Source organism: Streptomyces kanamyceticus (assembly GCF_008704495.1).
Lineage (GTDB): Bacteria > Actinomycetota > Actinomycetes > Streptomycetales > Streptomycetaceae > Streptomyces > Streptomyces kanamyceticus.
The window spans coordinates 4,644,684-4,664,227 of the sequence record NZ_CP023699.1 but is presented as its reverse complement, the minus strand read 5'-3'; the positions used below and the strand labels follow the sequence as shown (position 1 = coordinate 4,664,227).

Sequence of the window (19,544 nt, the reverse complement as noted above, 5' to 3'; positions counted from 1 at the left end):
ATCCGTCCTGGGGGCTCTGCCGAGGTGTCCCGAGGGATGACCGCTCGATAGCAAGGTGCTGGAGGATCCGTGGACCTGTCCCTGTCGACCCGTACCGTCGGCGATCGTACGGTCGTCGAGGTCGGTGGCGAAATCGACGTATATACCGCGCCCAAGCTGCGCGAGCAGCTGGTCGAGTTGGTGAACGACGGCAGTTTCCATCTTGTCGTCGACATGGAGGGCGTGGACTTCCTCGACTCCACCGGACTCGGCGTGCTGGTCGGCGGCCTGAAGCGAGTGCGTGCCCATGAGGGCTCGCTGCGCCTGGTCTGCAACCAGGAGCGCATTCTCAAGATCTTCCGCATTACCGGCCTCACCAAGGTGTTCCCCATTCACACCTCGGTCGAGGAAGCGGTCGCGGCCACCGACTGAGTGCCGGTCGGCGCAGGCCGACCGACCGAGAGCCGGACGTCCCGGGCCCCGGCCCGGGACGGCAGTACAGCAGGGGACCGGGCCTGCGGCCCGGCCCCCTGACAGCACGCCCGTATGTCGAGGGGGATGCATGGCCACCGTTGAACTCCGCTTCAGCGCGCTGCCTGAGCACGTCAGGACCGCTCGCCTGGTGGCGGCCGCGGTCGCGCGTAGGGCCGGGGTGGACGAGGCCGTTCTCGACGAGGTCAGGCTCGCGGTCGGCGAGGCCTGCACGCGTGCCGTCGGACTCCATCAGAGCGCCGGTGTCACGGAGCCGGTGCGGGTCGCGCTGATCGAGGACGAGAAGCAGTTCTCCATCGAGGTCGGCGACGAGGCGCCACGCGCCGCTCCGGGTGACCGGGCGCCGGGTGCGTCCGGCGGTGCCGGTGACGACCTGGAGGCCGAGGGCGAGGACGAGATGGGTCTCGCCGTCATCAGCGGTCTCGTGGATGACGTGGAGGTCACCGCGGGCGCGTCCGGTGGCTTGATCCGGATGAGCTGGCCGACAGCCCCCGTCTCACTTCTGCCCTGAGATCCAGAGGGCGGCCCTGAGACCCGGAGATCTGCTCCGCGATCCAGAGATCGGCCCTGAGACCCGGAGATCTGCTCCGAGATCCAGAGATCCGGCCTGAGATCCAGAGACTCCCGCACGACAGATCCGGCCCCTCCCGTCCCGACTGCGTGACACTTCCGCCCGGTCGGCACGGAGCTGCCGGAGATCGGCGCAGGCCCTGTCACCACCACGGTGAACAGGGCCTTTTCTTTTTCTGATCATTTAACGGCCTAGATCGACGATCTTTCGTCAACGCTTTTGAGGCATTACCGCTTTCGGGGCCAATCCACACCGACGATCATTTGCTGAGTAGCAATCTCAGGTCAATTCCGTTTGTGGCGCTCTGTTTTGATCAGGTTCCGCTCCCTACAATCCGTCCACATCTTGAGCTCAGCCCCAGCGTCAAGGAGGACGAATGGCGGGGCTTTTTTCCCCTCATCAGATCGACCACCCCTCAACCTTCGCAGCCGCAGTACTGACCGACGACAATCGTCTCATCGTGATGGTCATCGCGGCCGTCGCGCTCGCGGCGCTCGTGGTCGCCGGTGTCCTGGTACGCCAGGTGCTCGCGGCCGGCGAGGGCACCGACAGCATGAAGAAGATCGCGAAGGCGATCCAGGAAGGCGCCAATGCCTATCTGGGACGCCAGATGCGCACGCTCGGCGTATTCGCCGTCGTGGTGTTCTTCCTGCTCATGCTGCTCCCCGCGGACGACTGGAATCAGCGCGCCGGACGATCGATCTTCTTCTTGGTCGGCGCGGCGTTCTCGGCGACCACCGGCTATATCGGTATGTGGCTCGCCGTGCGCAGCAATGTGCGCGTGGCGGCCGCCGCCCGAGAGGCCACTCCGGCGGAGGGTGAGCCCGAAAAGGATCTCACCGCCGTCTCGCACAAGGCCATGAAGATCGCTTTCCGCACGGGCGGCGTCGTCGGCATGTTCACGGTGGGGCTCGGTCTTCTGGGCGCCTCCTGTGTGGTGCTCGTCTACGCGGCCGACGCGCCGAAGGTGCTGGAAGGTTTCGGCCTCGGTGCCGCGCTGATCGCGATGTTCATGCGTGTCGGCGGCGGCATCTTCACCAAGGCCGCCGACGTCGGCGCCGACCTGGTCGGCAAGGTCGAGCAGGGCATTCCGGAGGACGATCCGCGTAATGCCGCGACCATCGCCGACAACGTGGGCGACAACGTCGGCGACTGCGCCGGTATGGCCGCCGACCTCTTCGAGTCGTACGCCGTCACGCTGGTCGCCGCGCTGATCCTCGGCAAGGTGGCGTTCGGCGACTCCGGGCTCGCCTTCCCGCTGATCGTCCCGGCCATCGGCGTCGTCACCGCGATGATCGGCATCTTCGCGGTGGCGCCCAGGCGCTCCGACCGCAGCGGCATGAGCGCCATCAACCGCGGCTTCTTCATCTCCGCGGTCATCTCGCTGGCGCTCGTGGCCGCGGCCGTCTTCGTCTATCTCCCGTCCTCGTACGCGGACCTGGACGGCGTCACGGACGCGGCGATCAAGGGCCACGACGGCGATCCGCGGATCCTCGCGGTCGTCGCCGTCGCCATCGGCATCGTGATGGCCGCGCTGATCCAGCAGCTCACCGGCTACTTCACCGAGACCACCCGGCGTCCCGTGAAGGACATCGGCAAGACCTCGCTGACCGGCCCGGCCACCGTCGTCCTCGCCGGAATCTCGATCGGTCTCGAATCGGCCGTCTACACCGCGCTGTTGATCGGGCTCGGCGTGTACGGGGCGTTCCTGCTCGGCGGTACGTCGATCATGCTCGCCCTGTTCGCGGTGGCGCTCGCCGGGACCGGCCTGCTCACCACGGTCGGTGTCATCGTCGCGATGGACACTTTCGGCCCCGTTTCGGACAACGCGCAGGGCATCGCGGAGATGTCCGGCGACGTCGCGGGTTCGGGCGCGCAGGTGCTCACCGACCTGGACGCCGTCGGCAACACCACCAAGGCCATCACCAAGGGCATCGCCATCGCGACCGCGGTCCTCGCGGCCTCGGCGCTCTTCGGGTCGTATCGCGACGCCATCGCTACCGCCGCCAAGGACGTCGGCGAGAAGATGGGCGACGGCGCCCCGATGAATCTCGTGATGGACATCTCACAGCCCAACAACCTGGTGGGCCTGATCCTCGGCGCCGCGGTCGTCTTCCTCTTCTCGGGGCTCGCGATCAACGCGGTGTCGCGGTCGGCCGGTGCCGTGGTCTACGAGGTGCGGCGGCAGTTCCGCGAGCACCCAGGGATCATGGACTACTCCGAGGAACCGGAGTACGGGCGCGTCGTCGACATCTGCACCAAGGACGCGCTGCGCGAGCTGGCCACGCCGGGTCTGCTCGCCGTGCTCACGCCGATCGCGGTCGGCTTCTCGCTCGGCGTCGGCGCGCTCGGCTCGTTCCTGGCGGGCGCGATCGGCACCGGCACCCTGATGGCGGTCTTCCTCGCCAACTCCGGTGGCGCCTGGGACAACGCGAAGAAGCTCGTCGAGGACGGTCACCACGGCGGCAAGGGCAGCGAGGCCCATGCCGCGGTCGTCATCGGCGACACCGTGGGCGACCCGTTCAAGGACACCGCGGGCCCCGCGATCAACCCCCTGCTGAAGGTGATGAACCTCGTGGCACTGCTGATCGCGCCCGCGGTCGTCAAGTTCAGCTACGGGGACGACGCCAGTGTCGGGATGCGGGTGCTGATCGCGGTGCTCTCCATCGCGGTCATCATCGGCGCGGTCTACGTCTCCAAGCGGCGGGGCATCGCCGTCGGGGACGAGGGCAACTCCGAGATGGTGGCGAAACCGGCCGATCCGGCCGTGGTTTCGTAACTCCGGGTCGGGCTCTGCCCAACACGTGGGCCCGCACGCGGGCCAACACACGGGCGGACGGCGCTTTTTGATGCGCCGTCCGCCCGTCGGCGTGCCGGGGGTGCGCCGTGAGCCTTCTCTCGCGCTCCCTGCTCCGCTGTCCCTTGGTGCAAATGGCTTCAATAGCGGTTGTATGGGGCCCCCGACATGCGGTTGTCGCCCAGTTGGCGTGTAAGTTCCGGGGCCGAGAGCCATGGAAGGGACCAATCCGGTGAACAAGAAGCTTGCAGCCGCACTGTCCGGCGGTGCGGTACTGGTACTCGCGTTGTCCGGGTGCAGCGACGACGGCGACAAGAAGCTGGACGACTGGGCCAAGAAGGTCTGTGACTCCGTACAGCCGCAGTCGAAGAAGATCGCGGACGCCAACGCCGCGATCCAGAAGGAGACCTCGGACAACAGCGCGCCTGCCGACGTCCAGAAGACGGACTCCAAGGCGTTCCAGGACATGTCCGACGCCTACAAGGCGATGGGCGCCTCCGTGAAGGGCGCGGGCGCGCCGCCGGTCGACGGCGGGCAGAAGAAGACGGACGACGCCGTCAAGGAGCTCAACGCCATCTCCAAGTCGTACGAAGGCCTCAAGAAGCAGGTCGACGACCTCGACACCAAGGACCAGGCGGACTTCGCGGACGGCCTCAAGAACATCGCGGGCGAGCTGGACAAGCTCAGCAAGAGCGGCAACGAGGCGCTGGAGAAGCTGCAGGAGGGGGAGGTCGGCAAGGCGATGGGCAAGCAGGACAGCTGCAAGAGCGCGTCCGCTACTCCGTCGGCCAAGAGCTGATCCCCTTGTTGACGTTGCCTCGGCGCCGGGGGTACTGACCCTCCGCGTCGGGGCTGTGTCGTCTCTATGGCTGGTCTGCACCGGGGGCTGTGCCCACCCTTCCCCAAGCTCTCGGCTTCGCTCGAGCAGGGGAGACCCCACTCGCCCTGCGGAACGCCTGCCCACAGCAGGCGCGCCACAATGGGGAGCGTGAGTAACGCCAGCCTCCCCCTGCCTTCGTCCGACCGTGCCGATGTCGCCGCCGCTCTGCGTGGTGCGCTGATCGGTGCCGACTTCACCGCTGACGGGCTGCTCGAGCTGCTCGGGGCGCCCGCCTATGCCGCGCTCGCGCGCAGTGAGACCGTGCCCGCCTTGCGGGCCACCCGTGACGGCGGGGCGCTCTCGGCGCTCGTACGCCTCTTTCTGCTGCAGGAATCTGTGCCCCACGCGCGCGTGGCCGACGTGCTGCCCGTCGACGCCCTCCTGGAGAGCGGGTGGCTGGCCGAGGACGGCGGCGCGCTGCGGGCCACCGTGGACGTGCGGCCGTACGGCGGGCCGAGCGGCGAGGACTGGTTCATCGCCTCCGACCTGGGCTGCGCGGTCGGTGGCGCGGGCGGCATCGGGAGCCGCGACGAAGGCGTCGTCCTCGGTGTCGGCGGCGCGTCCACGACGCTCGCCGGGATCACCGTACGCACGCCCGCCGCGAGCGCCCTCGACCTCGGTACCGGTTCCGGCATCCAGGCGCTGCACGCCGCGCAGCACGCCACGCGCGTGACCGCGACCGACCTCAACCCCCGTGCGCTGCACTTCACCCGGCTCACGCTCGCGCTGTCCGGGGCCCCGGAGGCGGACCTCAGGGAGGGCTCGCTCTTCGAACCGGTGGGCGAGGAAACGTACGACCTGATCGTGTCGAACCCGCCCTTCGTGATCTCGCCGGGGGCGCGGCTCACCTACCGCGACGGCGGGATGGGCGGGGACGATCTGTGCCGCTCGCTCGTTCAGGAGGCGGGGGAGCGACTGAACGAAGGGGGATACGCGCAGTTCCTCGCCAACTGGCAGCACGTGGCGGACGAGGAGTGGCAGGACCGGCTGCGGTCCTGGGTGCCGCGCGGCTGCGACGCCTGGATCGTGCAGCGCGAGGTGCAGGACATCACGCAGTACGCCGAGCTGTGGCTGCGCGACGCGGGGGACCACCGCACGGATCCCGCCGAGTACGCGGCGCGGTACGAGGCGTGGCTGGACGAGTTTGACGCGCGGGGCACGCGTGCCGTCGGGTTCGGCTGGATCACGCTCAGGAAGACCGGCGCCGCCGAGCCATCCATCACGGTCGAGGAGTGGCCGCACCCCGTCGAGCAGCCGCTCGGCGACGCGGTGCGGGAGTTCTTCGAGCGGCAGGACTATCTGCGCACGCACGACGACGCCGCCCTGCTCGCCGCGCACTTCAAGCTGGCCGACGAGGTCGTGCAGGAGCAGGTCGGTCTGCCGGGCGCCGAGGACCCGGAGCATGTGGTGCTGCGCCAGCACCGCGGGATGCGACGGGCCACCAAGGTGGACACCGTGGGTGCCGGGTTCGCCGGAGTGTGCGACGGATCACTGAGCGCGGGACGGATCCTGGACGCCATCGCACAACTGGTCGGAGAGGACCCGGTGTTGCTGCGCGACCGCACTCCCGCGCAGATCAGGCTCCTCGTCGGGCAGGGGTTCCTGCTGCCGGTGGGCGAGTAGCGGGGCGGGGCGGGTCCGCGCCGGTGTTCGAGGTGTCGGCGCGGGAGTGCCGGTTCCGGGATGTGAAACCGGCCAACGTCCGTGCGGTAGAGGGGATTTCGGCGGGTTCCGTACGGCGGGTTCCGTACAGCAGGTTCCCCATCAGTACCCGTACCCGAGCGGACGACCGGTGTGGGCCGCCCCACGTTCACCCGGATTTCGCGCTCCCGATTCCCGTGCGTGTCAGCCTCCAGGCCGGGAGACCGGTACGGAAATCCGGTACGGGGAGGCAAGGACATGGAGAGCGCACCAGCGATCTTCGCCGGGACCGTGTTCGCGCTGTTCGGCGCGGCACTGCTGTTGTGGACGGGGGTCCGCGTCGCGCACCGTGCGCCGGTCGCCGAGGGTGTGAACCCTGCCGCGTCGGCGACCCTCGCCGCCGTCGCGGGAGCGGGCGCCCTGGCACTCGCTGTGTGGTGCTTCACGCGGCTGTGAGGTCGGCGTCGGGGCGGGGCGCGGGTCGCGGGGCTTGAACGACGGCGCGACCACGGACTGGCCGGTACGGGACCGGTGCGTGGCCGGTGCACGACCGGCGCGCAGGGGGCGCACGCTAGGTGCGCGATAGACGTGCGGTAGGTACGCGATAGGTGCGGACCGGCTGATTCCGGGGTACGCGGGACGGGACCACCCGCCGCGAGCCACAGCCTCCCCCCTCTCTTCCCTCTCTTCCGCAGCGGGGAAGGGCCTGCCCACCAAGCGACCACCCGGCCCGCCCCCCCCGAAACAGCAGGTCGACACTCCGGGCGGCAGGAATGGCGGTAGTCGGGTTACCGTTCGAGTGGCCGTTGCGGGCTTTTCCCGTTTGACACGGGGGCGGGATGTACCGTCACACTCCGCAGCGTCAGCGCAACGCAAGCCGTGTGAGCGCTGCCACCGCACAGCCACGAGCACTGCCACCGCGCACTGCCACCGAGCGTCGACCGGAGAGAAGAGCGAAGTTGTCCCCGACCAGCGAGACCGCACAGGGCGGCCGCCGACTCGTCATCGTCGAGTCGCCTGCCAAGGCGAAGACGATCAAGAGCTACCTCGGCCCCGGCTACGTAGTCGAGGCCAGCGTCGGGCACATCCGTGACCTTCCCAACGGCGCCGCGGAGGTGCCCGAGAAGTACACCGGCGAGGTGCGCCGCCTCGGCGTGGACGTCGAGCACGACTTCCAGCCCATCTATGTCGTGAACGCCGACAAGAAGGCGCAGGTCAAGAAGCTCAAGGACCTCCTGAAGGATTCCGACGAGCTCTTCCTCGCCACCGATGAGGACCGCGAGGGCGAAGCCATCGCGTGGCACCTCCTGGAGGTCCTGAAGCCCAAGGTCCCCGTCCACCGGATGGTCTTCCACGAGATCACCAAGGACGCGATCCGCGCCGCCGTCGCCAACCCGCGCGAGCTCAACAAGCGCATGGTCGACGCTCAGGAGACCCGCCGCATCCTCGACCGCCTGTACGGCTACGAGGTCTCGCCGGTCCTGTGGAAGAAGGTCATGCCGCGCCTGTCGGCGGGCCGCGTGCAGTCGGTGGCGACCCGTCTCGTCGTCGAGCGCGAGCGCGAGCGCATCGCCTTCCGCTCCGCCGAGTACTGGGACCTGACCGGCACCTTCGGCACGGGCCGCGCCGGTGACGCCTCCGACCCCGCGCAGCTGGTCGCCCGCCTCACGACGGTCGACGGCAAGCGCGTGGCGCAGGGCCGCGACTTCAACTCGGTGGGGCAGCTCAAGTCCGACACGCTGCACCTGGACGAGACCAACGCCCGCGCCCTCGCCGCCGCGCTCCAGGACACGGACTTCTCCGTACGCTCGGTCGAGTCCAAGCCCTACCGCCGCTCGCCGTACGCACCCTTCCGTACGACGACGATGCAGCAGGAGGCCTCGCGCAAGCTGGGCTTCGGCGCGAAGGCGACCATGCAGGTGGCCCAGAAGCTGTACGAGAACGGCTTCATCACCTATATGCGTACGGACTCCACGACGCTGTCCGACACGGCGATCAACGCCGCCCGCGCGCAGGTCACGCAGCTCTACGGCAGCGACTACCTGCCGGACAAGCCGCGTGTGTACGCCGGGAAGGTCAAGAACGCGCAGGAGGCGCACGAGGCGATCCGTCCTTCGGGTGATCGTTTCCGCACGCCCGCCGAGACCGGTCTGACCGGCGACCAGTTCCGGCTCTACGAGCTGATCTGGAAGCGGACCGTCGCCTCCCAGATGAAGGACGCGACCGGGAACAGCGTGACGGTCAAGATCGGTGGCCGCGCCGCCGACGGCCGCGACGCCGAGTTCAGCGCGTCCGGCAAGACCATCACCTTCCACGGCTTCCTCAAGGCCTACGTAGAGGGCGCCGACGACCCGAACGCCGAGCTGGACGACCGCGAGCGCAGGCTCCCGCAGGTCAACCAGGGCGACGCGCTCACCGCCGACGAGATCTCGGTCGACGGCCACGCGACCAAGCCCCCGGCCCGCTACACCGAGGCCTCGCTGATCAAGGAGCTCGAAGAGCGCGAGATCGGCCGCCCTTCGACGTACTCGTCGATCATCGGCACGATCCTGGACCGCGGCTACGTCTTCAAGAAGGGCACGGCCCTGGTGCCGTCCTTCCTGTCCTTCGCCGTGGTCAACCTCCTGGAGAAGCACTTCGGCCGCCTGGTCGACTACGACTTCACCGCGCGCATGGAGGACGACCTCGACCGCATCGCGCGCGGCGAGGCGCAGGCCGTGCCGTGGCTGAAGCGTTTCTACTTCGGCGAGGGCGACGCCACGGGCGCGGCCTCCGACGCGGGCAACGGCGACGGAGACCACCTCGGCGGCCTCAAGGAGCTCGTCACCGACCTCGGCGCGATCGACGCCCGGGAGATCTCGTCCTTCCCCGTGGGCGACGACATCGTGCTCCGCGTCGGGCGCTACGGCCCCTACGTAGAGCGCGGTGAGCGCGACTCCGAGAACCACCAGCGCGCCGACGTCCCCGACGACCTCGCGCCGGACGAGCTGACCGTCACGTACGCGGAGGAGCTGCTCGCCAAGCCGAGCGGTGACTTCGAGCTCGGCGCCGACCCGGAGTCGGGCCACCAGATCGTCGCCAAGGACGGCCGCTACGGCCCCTACGTCACCGAGGTGCTCCCCGAGGGCACCCCGAAGACCGGCAAGAACGCGGTCAAGCCGCGTACGGCCTCGCTCTTCAAGTCGATGTCGCTCGACACGGTCACCCTCGCCGACGCCCTCAAGCTGATGTCCCTGCCGCGCGTGGTGGGCGCCGACGCCGAGGGCGTGGAGATCACCGCGCAGAACGGCCGGTACGGCCCGTATCTGAAGAAGGGCACCGACTCGCGCTCCCTGGAGAACGAGGAGCAGCTCTTCGGCATCACGCTGGAAGAGGCCCTGGAGATCTACTCCAAGCCGAAGCAGCGTGGCCGCGCCGCCGCCAAGCCGCCGCTGAAGGAGCTCGGCCAGGACCCGGTCAGCGGACAGCCCGTGGTCGTCAAGGACGGCCGCTTCGGGGCGTACGTCACCGACGGCGAGACGAACGCGACGCTGCGCGCGGCCGACTCCGTCGAGGACATCACTCCGGAGCGGGGCTACGAGCTCCTCGCGGAGAAGCGGGCGAAGGGGCCCGCGAAGAAGACCGCCAAGAAGGCGGCGAAGAAGGCCCCCGCGAAGAAGACCGCCGCCAAGAAGACGGCGGCCAAGAAAACCGCCGCCAAGAAGACGACGGCCGCGAAGAAGACGACTACGAAGAAGGCCGCCACGAAGAAGACGGCAGCCGCGAAGTCCGCTTCGTCCGACGCCGAGTAGTACGCGAAGTACGCGCGACGTCGGCTTCGTCCGACGCCGAGCGGTACGTCGCAAACGCCGGTACGCCGAGTGCGTGAGCCGCACCCCGAAGGGGCGCCCGTTTGTTCGGGCGCCCCTTCGGGGTGTCACACACTCCGGATAGGCTGGACGGATGACGCGTGCAGAGCAGCCAACGGCCGGAACCCCGGCCCCCGACGACGCCCTGGTCGCAGATTCACGAGAGCGCGCGGTACGCGCCTTGCTGCGCGTACCGCAACTGAAGCGCTTGTGGAGCGCCCAGCTCGTCGGCAGTGTCGGCGACGCGCTCGCCCTGCTCGTCCTGGTGATCCTCACGCTCCAGGCGGCCATCTCCGAAGCGGCCTTCGGCGGCGGCTACCGGGGCGTGGCCCTCGCCATCACCGCGGTCTTCGGCGCGCGCGTCCTCGCGACCCTGCTCTTCGGAGCGGTGCTCCTCGGACCGCTCACCTCCCTCACCTCTCCGGACGGACCGCTCGACCGGCGCTGGACGATGGTCGGGGCCGACGCCGTGCGGGCCGCGCTGCTGATCGTCGCGCCGCTGTGGATCGACTGGACCCCGGACAACGCCCTCGCGATGATCCTGGTGACCTCCTTCGTGATCGGTGTCGCCGAGCGCTTCTGGACCGTCGCCAGGGAGAGCGCGGCACCCGCGCTGCTGCCCGCGCCGCCCCTGGAGGGCGCGACGGTGCGGCCGCTGCCGGACCACATGGAAGCGCTGCGGCGCCTCTCGCTGCGTACGGGATTCGTGGCGCTGCCCCTCGCGGCCGCCGCCCTCACCGCCATCACGCTCGTCGGCAACCTCCTCGGCGCCGGACTCGACTGGTTCGAGCTGCACCAGGCGGGGCTCGCCTCGTTCGTCGCGGCCGGTCTCTTCGCCGCGTCGCTCTCGATCGTCTACTTCCTCGAACTGCCCGGTACGCACACGCCACGCGCGCGTAGCCCGCTCGAAGGACTGCGCAGGCCGCGCACCGGATCCGGCACCGACAAGGGGCGCACGGGCGCGATCCCGCTGCTCGTCGCCGCCTGCGCCGCGGTCGCGACGGCCGTCGCCGCGGCCGTCGCCGTCGGCGTGCTGCACGCCAAGGACCTCGGCGGCGGACCCGTCACGTACGGCCTGATCGTCCTCGCCCTGACCGGCGGCACCGTCATCGGCATCCGCACCGCGCCCGCCCTGCTGCCCTCGCTCTCGCGCCGCAGGCTGTTCGCGCTCGCCATCGCCCTCACCGGCATCGCACTGCTCGCCGCGGGCCTGGTGCCCGACGTGACGACCGTGCTGCTCCTGCTCGGCCTCGCCGGGATCTGCGCGGGCATCGCGGCGAACACCGGGCACGCGCTGCTCGACCAGGAGGTCGAGGACTACCGCAGGGCCCGCACGACCGAGCACCTCCAGGCGGTCGTACGCCTCTGTGTCGCGCTCGGCGCCCTGGTGGCCCCGGTGGTGGCCGCGGGCATCGGGCCGCACCGGATGGTCAACGGCAAGTTCGTCTTCGACCACGGCGGCGCCTCCTTCACGCTGATGCTGGTCGGCGCGCTGCTCCTGCCGGTGGCCGCGCTCGTCCTCGCCAAGGCCGACGACCGCCAGGGCGTGCCGCTCAGGCACGACCTGCGGGACGCGCTGCGCGGCGGCGACGACCCGGTGCAGCTGGCCGCGGCCACCGGCTTCTTCATCGCCCTGGAGGGCGGCGACGGAGCGGGCAAGTCGACGCAGGCCGAGGCGCTCGCCGAGTGGATCCGCGCCAAGGGCCACGAGGTCGTCGTCACCCGCGAGCCGGGTGCGACGCCGGTCGGCAAGCGGCTGCGGTCGATCCTCCTCGATGTGTCGTCGGCCGGTCTCTCGCACCGCGCCGAGGCCCTGCTGTACGCGGCCGACCGCGCCGAGCACGTCGACACCGTCGTACGGCCCGCCCTGGAGCGCGGCGCCATCGTCATCTCCGACCGGTACATCGACTCGTCCGTCGCCTACCAGGGCGCGGGACGCGATCTGTCGCCCACCGAGGTCGCCCGCATCAACCGCTGGGCCACCGGAGGCCTCGTACCGCACCTGACGTGCCTGCTCGACGTGGCGCCCGAGGCCGCCCGCGAGCGGTTCACGGAGGCGCCCGACCGTCTCGAGTCGGAGCCCGCCGAGTTCCACGCGCGCGTACGGTCCGGTTTCCTCACCCTCGCCGCCGCCGACCCCGGCCGCTATCTGGTCGTCGACGCGGCCCAGGAGCCGGAGGCGGTCACCACCGTGATCCGGCACCGGCTCGACACGGTCCTGCCGCTCTCCGAAGCCGAGGTCAAGGCACAGGAAGAGGCCCGCAAGGCCGCGGAGGAAGAGGCGCGGCGCAAGGCCGAGGAAGAGGCCGCGCGCAAGGCCGAGGAGGAGCGCCTGGAGCGTGAGCGCCAGGAGCAGCTCGCCAAGCTCCGTGCCGAGGAGGAGGAGCGCAAGCGCCGCGAGCTGGAGGAAGCCCAGCGCCGCGAGGCCGAGCGCCAGGCCGAGGAGGCCAGGAAGCGCGCCGAGGAAGCGCGCCGCAAGGCCGAGGAGGAGAAGGCCAGGCTCCTCGCCGAGGAGAAGGTCAGGGCCGCCGAGGAGGAGCGGCGCCGCCTGGAGGCCGAGGAAGAGGCGCGGCTGCGGGCCGAGGCCGAGGAGCGCAGGCTCGAGAAGCAGCGCAAGGCGGAGGAGGCGCTGCTGCGGGCCGAGGAGGCGCGCCGGCTCGCGGCGGCGCAGGCCGCGGCGGCGGCGCAGTCGGCGGCTTCGGCGCAGGCTGCCGCTTCGGCTTCGGCGGCGGCGGCGCGCTCGAAGAAGGCTGAGGCCGAGCAGGCCGCGAAGGCTGAGCAGGCCAAGAAGGCCGAGCAGGCTGGGAGGTCTGAGCAGGCCAAGAAGGCTGAGGCGCCCGCCGTTCACGACAACGAGACGACCGTGCCCACGCCGATCGTGACGCCGACGTCGACGCCGACGCAGCCCTCCGGAGCCGCCGACGAGACGGCCGTACTGCCGCAGTTCCGGTCCGAAGGCCTCGGCTCGGAGGACACCGCGGTGCTGCCGCAGGTGCAGGAGGACAAGGTTCCGCCCGGCTACTTCCGGGACGAGCGCCCCTCGCCGGACGGGTCCGACGACCGTACGCGTGAGCTGCCGCAGATCGACGAGCAGGGCGAGCCCCGGCAGCGGCCCCGCTCGGACTGGGCGGAGGAGACTCCGCTGGACGACCTGCCCTCGCTCGCGGACGAACTGCTCGGGTCGCACGACGACGAGGACGAAGACCGCGGCGGACGCCGACGCGGTCGCCGCGGCTGACACCGCCCACCCACCGTGCCCCGCAGTGCCGTCAGGCCTGCGGGGCACGGTGTTGTCGGCGATGTCAGTGCCATGTCCCACAATGAAACCGACGGATCAGACGGCGCGGATACGGCGCGGATGCAGCGCGGAACGTGCGGAAGCAAGGCGGAGGCGGTGACCCCATGAGCGTGTGGGACGACCTGGTGGGGCAGGAGCGGGTGAGCGACCAGCTCGGGGCCGCGGCCCGGGATGCCGACGCGCTCGTGACCGCGGTCGCCACGGCCGCACCGCAGCCCGAGTCGTCGAAGATGACGCACGCCTGGCTGTTCACGGGGCCGCCGGGATCCGGACGCTCCACGGCCGCGCGCGCCTTCGCCGCCGCCCTGCAGTGCACCAGCCCGGACCGCGCGCTCGGCGGCGCCCCCGGCTGTGGTTTCTGCGACGGCTGCCACACGAGCCTGGTCGGTACGCACGCGGACGTGGAGGTCGTCCGCACCGACCTGCTGTCCATCGGCGTCAAGGAGACCCGTGACCTGGTCAGGCGCGCCCAGCTCTCGCCCGCGGTCGGCCGCTGGCAGGTCATCGTCTTGGAGGACGCCGACCGGCTCACCGAGGGCGCGGGGAACGTACTCCTGAAGGCCGTCGAGGAGCCCGCTCCGCGCACCGTGTGGCTCCTGTGCGCGCCCTCGCTGGAGGACGTGCTGCCGACCATCCGCTCCCGTTGCCGTCATCTGACGCTGCGTACGCCTCCGGTGGCGGCCGTCGCCGACGTGCTCGTCCGCAGGGACGGCATCGAGCCGGACGTCGCCGCGGCCGCCGCGCGGGCCACGCAGGGCCACATCGGCAGGGCCCGGCGCCTCGCCACCGACCCGCGGGCGCGCGAGCGCAGGGCCGCCGTGCTCAAGCTGCCGCAGCGCGTGCAGGAGATCGGCGGCTGTCTGAAGGCCGCGCAGGAGCTGATCGACACGGCGTCCGACGACGCCAAGCAGGTCGCCGACGAGGTCGACACCAAGGAGACCGAGGAGCTGAAGGCGGCGCTCGGCGCGGGGCAGGGCGGCCGGATGCCGCGCGGCACCGCGGGTGTCATGAAGGACCTGGAGGACAAGCAGAAGCGCCGCAAGACCCGTACGCAGCGCGACAGCCTCGACCTCGCGCTCATCGACCTGACCGGGCTCTACCGCGACGTCCTCGCCCTGCAGCTGGGCTCCGGTGTGGCCATCGCCAACACCGAGGTGCAGGAGATGCTGCAGCGCATGGCGCTCGGCACCTCGCCCGAGTCGACGCTGCGCCGCATCGAGGCGATCGGCGCCTGCCGCACCGCCCTCGACCGCAATGTGTCGCCGCTGCTCGCGGTCGAGGCGATGACGGTGGCGCTGCGGGCGGGGTGAGGTCTGTGCCGTCTGCTGTCCGCCACCGGCGGTGAACGGTCGCGCGCGGTCGGGCGGTTGACGAGGTCACCCGTACGAGTACGGTGTGTGATGAATTCATCGCGGAGAGTTAATGTCGCCTGATGGACATCAGCCGTCGCGGCCGTCACAGCCGTCTCCTCACCTTCCGTACGTGCGGCACGCTGCTCGTGACCGCCGGGCTGCTCATCTCCGGCTGCTCGTCCGGGAGTTCGACGGCGGACGCCTCCATGGCGGCGCTGCCCCGCGCGACGCCCGAGGAACTCGCGCCGTACTACGCGCAGAAGCTGAGCTGGCGCGAGTGCGGTGTCCCCGGGTTCGAATGCGCCTCGATGAAGGCCCCGCTCGACTACGCCGAGCCGGGCGCGGGTGACATCAAGCTCGCGGTGGCCCGCAAGAAGGCCACCGACAAGCGCGAGCGGCTCGGCTCGCTCCTGGTCAATCCGGGCGGCCCCGGCGGCTCGGCGATCGGCTACCTCCAGTCGTACGCGGCACTGGGCTACCCCGAGAAGGTCAGGGCGAGCTACGACATGGTGGCCGTCGACCCGCGCGGTGTGGCCCGCAGCGAGCCCGTCACCTGCCTGGACGGCAAGGACATGGACGCGTACACGCAGACCGACGTGACCCCCGACGACCGGCGCGAGACCGCTGAACTCCGCACCGCCTTCGACGAGTTCGCGGGCGGCTGCGAGAAGCGCTCGGCGAAGGTCCTGCCGCATGTCTCCACGGTCGAGGCGGCCCGCGACATGGACGTCCTGCGGGCGGCGCTCGGCGACGAGAAGCTGTCGTACGTCGGCGCCTCGTACGGCACCTTCCTCGGCGCGACGTACGCGGGCCTCTACCCGGAGCGGGTGGGCCGCCTGGTCCTGGACGGCGCGATGGACCCGGCGCTGCCCGCGCGCCGGATGAACCGCGACCAGACGGCGGGCTTCGAGACGGCGTTCCAGTCCTTCGCGAAGGACTGCGTGGCGCGCGCCGCCGAGTGCCCGCTGGGCTCGGGCACCCCCGAGTCGGCCGGCAAGCGACTGAAGTCCTTCTTCGACGAGCTGGACCGGGCGCCCCTGCCCACGGGCGACGGCGACGGACGCAAGCTCGGTGAGGCGCTCGCCACAACGGGCGTGATCGCCGCGATGTACGACGAGGGGGCCTGGCCCCAGCTGCGCGACGCGCTCACCTCGGCGATCAAGGAGAAGGACGGCGGGGCCCTGCTCGGGCTCTCCGACAGCTACTACGAGCGGGACGGCGACGGCACGTACGCGAACCTGATGTTCGCCAACGCCGCCGTGAACTGCCTGGACCTGCCGCCGTCCTTCTCCTCGCCGGAGCAGGTCCGCGAGGCCCTGCCCGCATTCGAGAAGGCGTCCCCGGTCTTCGGCGAGGGCCTGGCCTGGTCCGCGCTGAACTGCGCGTCCTGGCCGGTCGCGGCCACCGGCACGCCACACCGCATCGAGGCGAAGGGCGCGGCCCCGATCGTGGTGGTCGGCACGACCCGCGACCCCGCCACCCCCTACCGCTGGGCCCGCTCCCTGGCCGCACAGCTCGACTCGGGCCGCCTCCTCACCTACGAGGGCGACGGCCACACGGCGTACGGCCGGGGCAGCGAGTGCATCGACTCCACGATCGACGCCTACCTCCTGAAGGGCACCGCCCCGAAGGACGGAAAGCGCTGCTCATAGCCGTCCGACGGGGGTGTGCGGAGCACCCCCGGAAACTGTGTAGACTTGGGCGCGTTGCTGATCGCACCATGGTGCGGACGGCGCGCCGCCTTAGCTCAGATGGCCAGAGCAACGCACTCGTAATGCGTAGGTCTCGGGTTCGAATCCCGAAGGCGGCTCGGACGAAGCCCAGGTCACATTTTCTGTGACCTGGGCTTCTTGTCGTGCGGCCGCCGTGTCCGCGAGGGTGACCGGCATCGGCACCGGCTCGGAGTGGGGTCACATCTTCGGCATCAGGACCGTGTCGACGATGTAGACCGTGGCGTTGGCTGTCGGGACGTTGCCGCAGACCACCTTTGAGGTGTCGTTGACCTTGTACGACTCGCCGGAGCCTGCCGTGGTGAGCTTGCTCTTCTCCAGTGTTTCGTAGGAGCCCTTCTCCAACTGCTTCGGCGTCAGCTTCTGGCCCACCACGTGGTAGGTGAGGATCTTGGTGAGCTGTTCCTTGTCGGCGAGGACCTTGTCCAGGTCGGCCTTGGGGATCTTGGCGAAGGCGTCGTTGGTCGGCGCGAACACCGTGATGTCCTTCGCGTTGTTGAGAGTGTCCACGAGGCCCGCCTTCTTCACCGCCGTGACCAGGGTGGACAGGGCCGGGTTGTGCGACGCGGCGGTGGCCACCGGGTCCTTGGCCATTCCGTCGAAACTGCCCGCGCCGTCCTTGGGCACCGACGAGCAGGCCGGGCCGAACGGCTGATCCGTCGCCGACCCGTCCGCCGACGGGGTCTCCTTCTTGTTCGGCGTGGCCGCTGCCGCGCTGTCCTTCTTGCCTCCGCTGCCCTTGTCGCTGTCGCTGTCGGAGCAGGCGGTCAGGGCGAGGGGCAGGATCAGTGCCGCTGTGGCGGCGATGGCTGCGCGGCGCAGGGGGAGCGAGGTGGGGAGGGTGGCATTCATTGTCGTTCTCCTTGGGGATGGGGGTGTTGGGGGTGGGGTGGGTGGTGTTTTTCGGGGGCTCTTGGGTCAGGTCACGGTGACCACCACCGAGTGCCTGCCTGAGGCGCCGTCCGGGATCGTGCGGGTGCGTTCCGCGGTCTGTGTGGTGCCTGTGCGGTCGGTGGCGCGGACGTGGAGCGTGTGGGAGCCGGGTTCGGCGGGCCACTGCCAGCTCCACTGGCGCCAGGTGTCCAGGGGGCCCTCGGCGGCGAGGCGGGCCTCCTGCCAGGGGCCGTCGTCGACGCTGACCTCGACGCGCGCGATGCCCTTGTGCTGGGCCCACGCGACTCCGGCGACCGTGACGCGGCCTGCGGCGGGGCGGGCGAAGGGCTTGGGAGTGTCGATACGGGACTGCGTCTTGATGGGCGCCTCGCGGGCCCAGTCGCGCTTGACCCAGTAGGGGTCGTACGCGTCGAAGGTGGTGAGTTCGATGTCCTCGATCCACTTGCAGGCGGAGACGTAGCCGTACAGGCCGGGGACGAGCATGCGGACGGGGAAGCCGTGCTCGAAGGGGAGCGGTTCGCCGTTCATGCCGACGGCGAGCAGGGCGTCGCGGCCGTCCATGACGGTCTCCACCGGGGTGCCGATCGTCATGCCGTCCACCGACCGCGCCACCAGCTGGTCCGCGGGTCCGCCGTCGGACGGCGGACGCACCCCGGCCTCCTTGAGGAGGTCCGCCAGCCGTACGCCCAGCCAGCGCGCGGAGCCGACGTAGGGGCCGCCGACCTCGTTCGACACGCAGGTCATGGTGATGTCCCGCTCGACGAGGTCCCTGCGGAGCAAGTCCTGGAAGTCCAGGCTCAGTTCGCGGTCGACGCCCTTGCCGTGGATGCGCAGCTGCCAGCCGCCCGCGTCCAGTCGGGGCACGTCGATGGCGGTGTCGACGCGGTAGAAGCGGTCGTTGGGCGTGGTGTAGGGCGTGAGCTCCGGCAGCTTCAGGTCGACGCCGCGTGGCAGGGCGGGTGCGGGGGAGGTGGGCGCGGGGAGCCGGATCGCGTCCCGGGACGCCTCGGCCTCGGCGGCGTTACCGGCCTTCAGCCGCCGTCCGACCAGCCAGGCGCCGGTGGAGAGGGCGGCGGCGCCTGCGGTGGCCAGGAGGAAGGTTCGGCGGGTGGGGGTGTGGGTGGTGGGGGTCGGGGTGTGGGTGTGGGTGGGGGTCGGGGTGGGGGTGGGTGCTCGGTCTTGGTCCGGGGCCTGGTCCTTGCCCTGGTCTCGGTCTCCGTCTCGGTCTCCGTCCCGGTCTCCGTCCCGGTCCCCGTCTCGGCCCCGGCCCGGTGTTCGGTCGGGGTCTGCGTCTTGGGCGAGGGCCGAGGCGTGGTCGGGCGGCGATGTGCGGGCCCGGTCCCGGTCCCGGTCCGGTGCCTGGGACGAGGGCGGGAGGGTGGTGTCGGGCGGTGTTTGGGGCGCGGGTGTGGGGGTGGTGTCGGGCGGTGTTTGGGGTGCGGGTGTGGGGGTGGTGTCGGGCGGTGTTTGGGGTGCGGGTGTGGGGGTGGTGTCTGGCGGTGCCTGGGGTGCGGGTGTGAGGGTGGTGTTCGGTTTTGGGGGGCTAGGGGGCAGGCAGGTGGTGAGGAAGTACAGGGTTGCCGCTCCCGTTGTCGCTCCGGCGAGGGACGGCAGTGCGTCCAGTGCGGACGTGGAGTCCGCGCGGGTCGTCGCGGCCAGGGCGCCCACCGCGCCGAAGAGCAGGACGGCGAGGGACGCGGTGCGGTGGTGGCGGAGGGCGAGGAGGCCCGCTGCCGCGGCGAGGAGGGCCAGTGTGGCGAGGATGCCCAGTTGGAGGACCAGCTTGTCGTCCTCGCCGAAGTGGCGGATCGCCCAGTCCTTCACGGGGGCCGGTGTGCGGTCGATGACCGCGCCGCCGACCGCGGTGACCGGGCCCGCCTCCGGCCGGACCGCCACCGAGACGAGTTCCGCGACCGCCAGGGCCGCGTAGCCGGACACCAGGCCGCCGAGTGCGGCCAGTGCGGCCAGTGCGGCCGGCGTGGCGCGGATCGCGGTGTCTCGTCGTGTGCTCACACCCTTGATTCGAAGCGGCGTGGCGTCCGGCTTGGTCGTTCACTCGATC

Annotated in this window: 12 protein-coding genes and 1 tRNA gene; 11 read left to right on the top strand and 2 right to left on the bottom strand. The window is 70.7% G+C overall.

The annotated features are described in order from the left end of the window. Positions 1-69 precede the first annotated feature (69 nt). The 11 genes from bldG (at position 70) to CP970_RS19435 (ending at position 16,668) form a co-directional block, all read left to right on the top strand. A complete protein-coding gene (gene bldG, locus CP970_RS19485) occupies positions 70-411 on the top strand; it encodes an anti-sigma factor antagonist BldG (protein ID WP_003975386.1) in 342 nt (113 codons plus the stop codon). A gap of 130 nt (positions 412-541) precedes the next feature. Further along, a complete protein-coding gene (locus CP970_RS19480) occupies positions 542-982 on the top strand; it encodes an ATP-binding protein (RefSeq protein WP_055551400.1) in 441 nt (146 codons plus the stop codon). Positions 983-1,418: 436 nt separating this feature from the next. After that, positions 1,419-3,821: a sodium-translocating pyrophosphatase gene (locus tag CP970_RS19475; protein WP_055551398.1), complete on the top strand. Its 2,403-nt coding sequence runs from the start codon at positions 1,419-1,421 to the stop codon at positions 3,819-3,821. 232 nt (positions 3,822-4,053) lie between these two features. Continuing rightward, the gene (locus CP970_RS19470; RefSeq protein ID WP_055551397.1) at positions 4,054-4,638 is read left to right on the top strand and encodes a hypothetical protein; all 585 of its coding nucleotides are present in this window, start codon (positions 4,054-4,056) and stop codon (positions 4,636-4,638) included. A 180-nt stretch (positions 4,639-4,818) separates the two neighbouring features. Continuing rightward, positions 4,819-6,342, top strand: a complete 1,524-nt coding sequence (locus CP970_RS19465) for a DUF7059 domain-containing protein (protein WP_150493623.1) — start codon at positions 4,819-4,821, stop codon at positions 6,340-6,342. 276 nt (positions 6,343-6,618) lie between these two features. Next, positions 6,619-6,816 (top strand): hypothetical protein, encoded by a 198-nt coding sequence (locus CP970_RS19460; RefSeq protein ID WP_150493621.1) that lies wholly within the window; start codon positions 6,619-6,621, stop codon positions 6,814-6,816. A 503-nt stretch (positions 6,817-7,319) separates the two neighbouring features. Then, the gene (topA, locus tag CP970_RS19455) at positions 7,320-10,151 is read left to right on the top strand and encodes a type I DNA topoisomerase (RefSeq protein ID WP_150493619.1); all 2,832 of its coding nucleotides are present in this window, start codon (positions 7,320-7,322) and stop codon (positions 10,149-10,151) included. A 151-nt stretch (positions 10,152-10,302) separates the two neighbouring features. Then, positions 10,303-13,446: a dTMP kinase gene (gene tmk / locus CP970_RS19450; RefSeq protein WP_055553148.1), complete on the top strand. Its 3,144-nt coding sequence runs from the start codon at positions 10,303-10,305 to the stop codon at positions 13,444-13,446. A 164-nt stretch (positions 13,447-13,610) separates the two neighbouring features. Further along, complete coding sequence (locus CP970_RS19445) at positions 13,611-14,816, top strand: DNA polymerase III subunit delta' (protein WP_055553146.1); 1,206 nt, start codon at positions 13,611-13,613, stop codon at positions 14,814-14,816. A gap of 122 nt (positions 14,817-14,938) precedes the next feature. After that, positions 14,939-16,510 carry an alpha/beta hydrolase gene (locus tag CP970_RS19440; RefSeq protein WP_055553144.1) on the top strand — a complete coding sequence of 524 codons (1,572 nt, stop codon included), beginning with the start codon at positions 14,939-14,941 and terminating at the stop codon, positions 16,508-16,510. Positions 16,511-16,594: 84 nt separating this feature from the next. After that, positions 16,595-16,668 (top strand) — tRNA-Thr (locus CP970_RS19435). A 100-nt stretch (positions 16,669-16,768) separates the two neighbouring features. Here the strand turns inward: CP970_RS19435 and CP970_RS19430 are convergent. Together CP970_RS19430 and CP970_RS19425 are read right to left on the bottom strand one after the other, a co-directional pair. Further along, on the bottom strand, positions 16,769-17,440 hold the full coding sequence (locus CP970_RS19430; RefSeq protein ID WP_150493617.1) for a fasciclin domain-containing protein: 672 nt from the start codon (positions 17,438-17,440) through the stop codon (positions 16,769-16,771). A gap of 66 nt (positions 17,441-17,506) precedes the next feature. Then, positions 17,507-19,495 (bottom strand): molybdopterin-dependent oxidoreductase, encoded by a 1,989-nt coding sequence (locus tag CP970_RS19425; RefSeq protein ID WP_224058538.1) that lies wholly within the window; start codon positions 19,493-19,495, stop codon positions 17,507-17,509. Positions 19,496-19,544 lie beyond the last annotated feature (49 nt).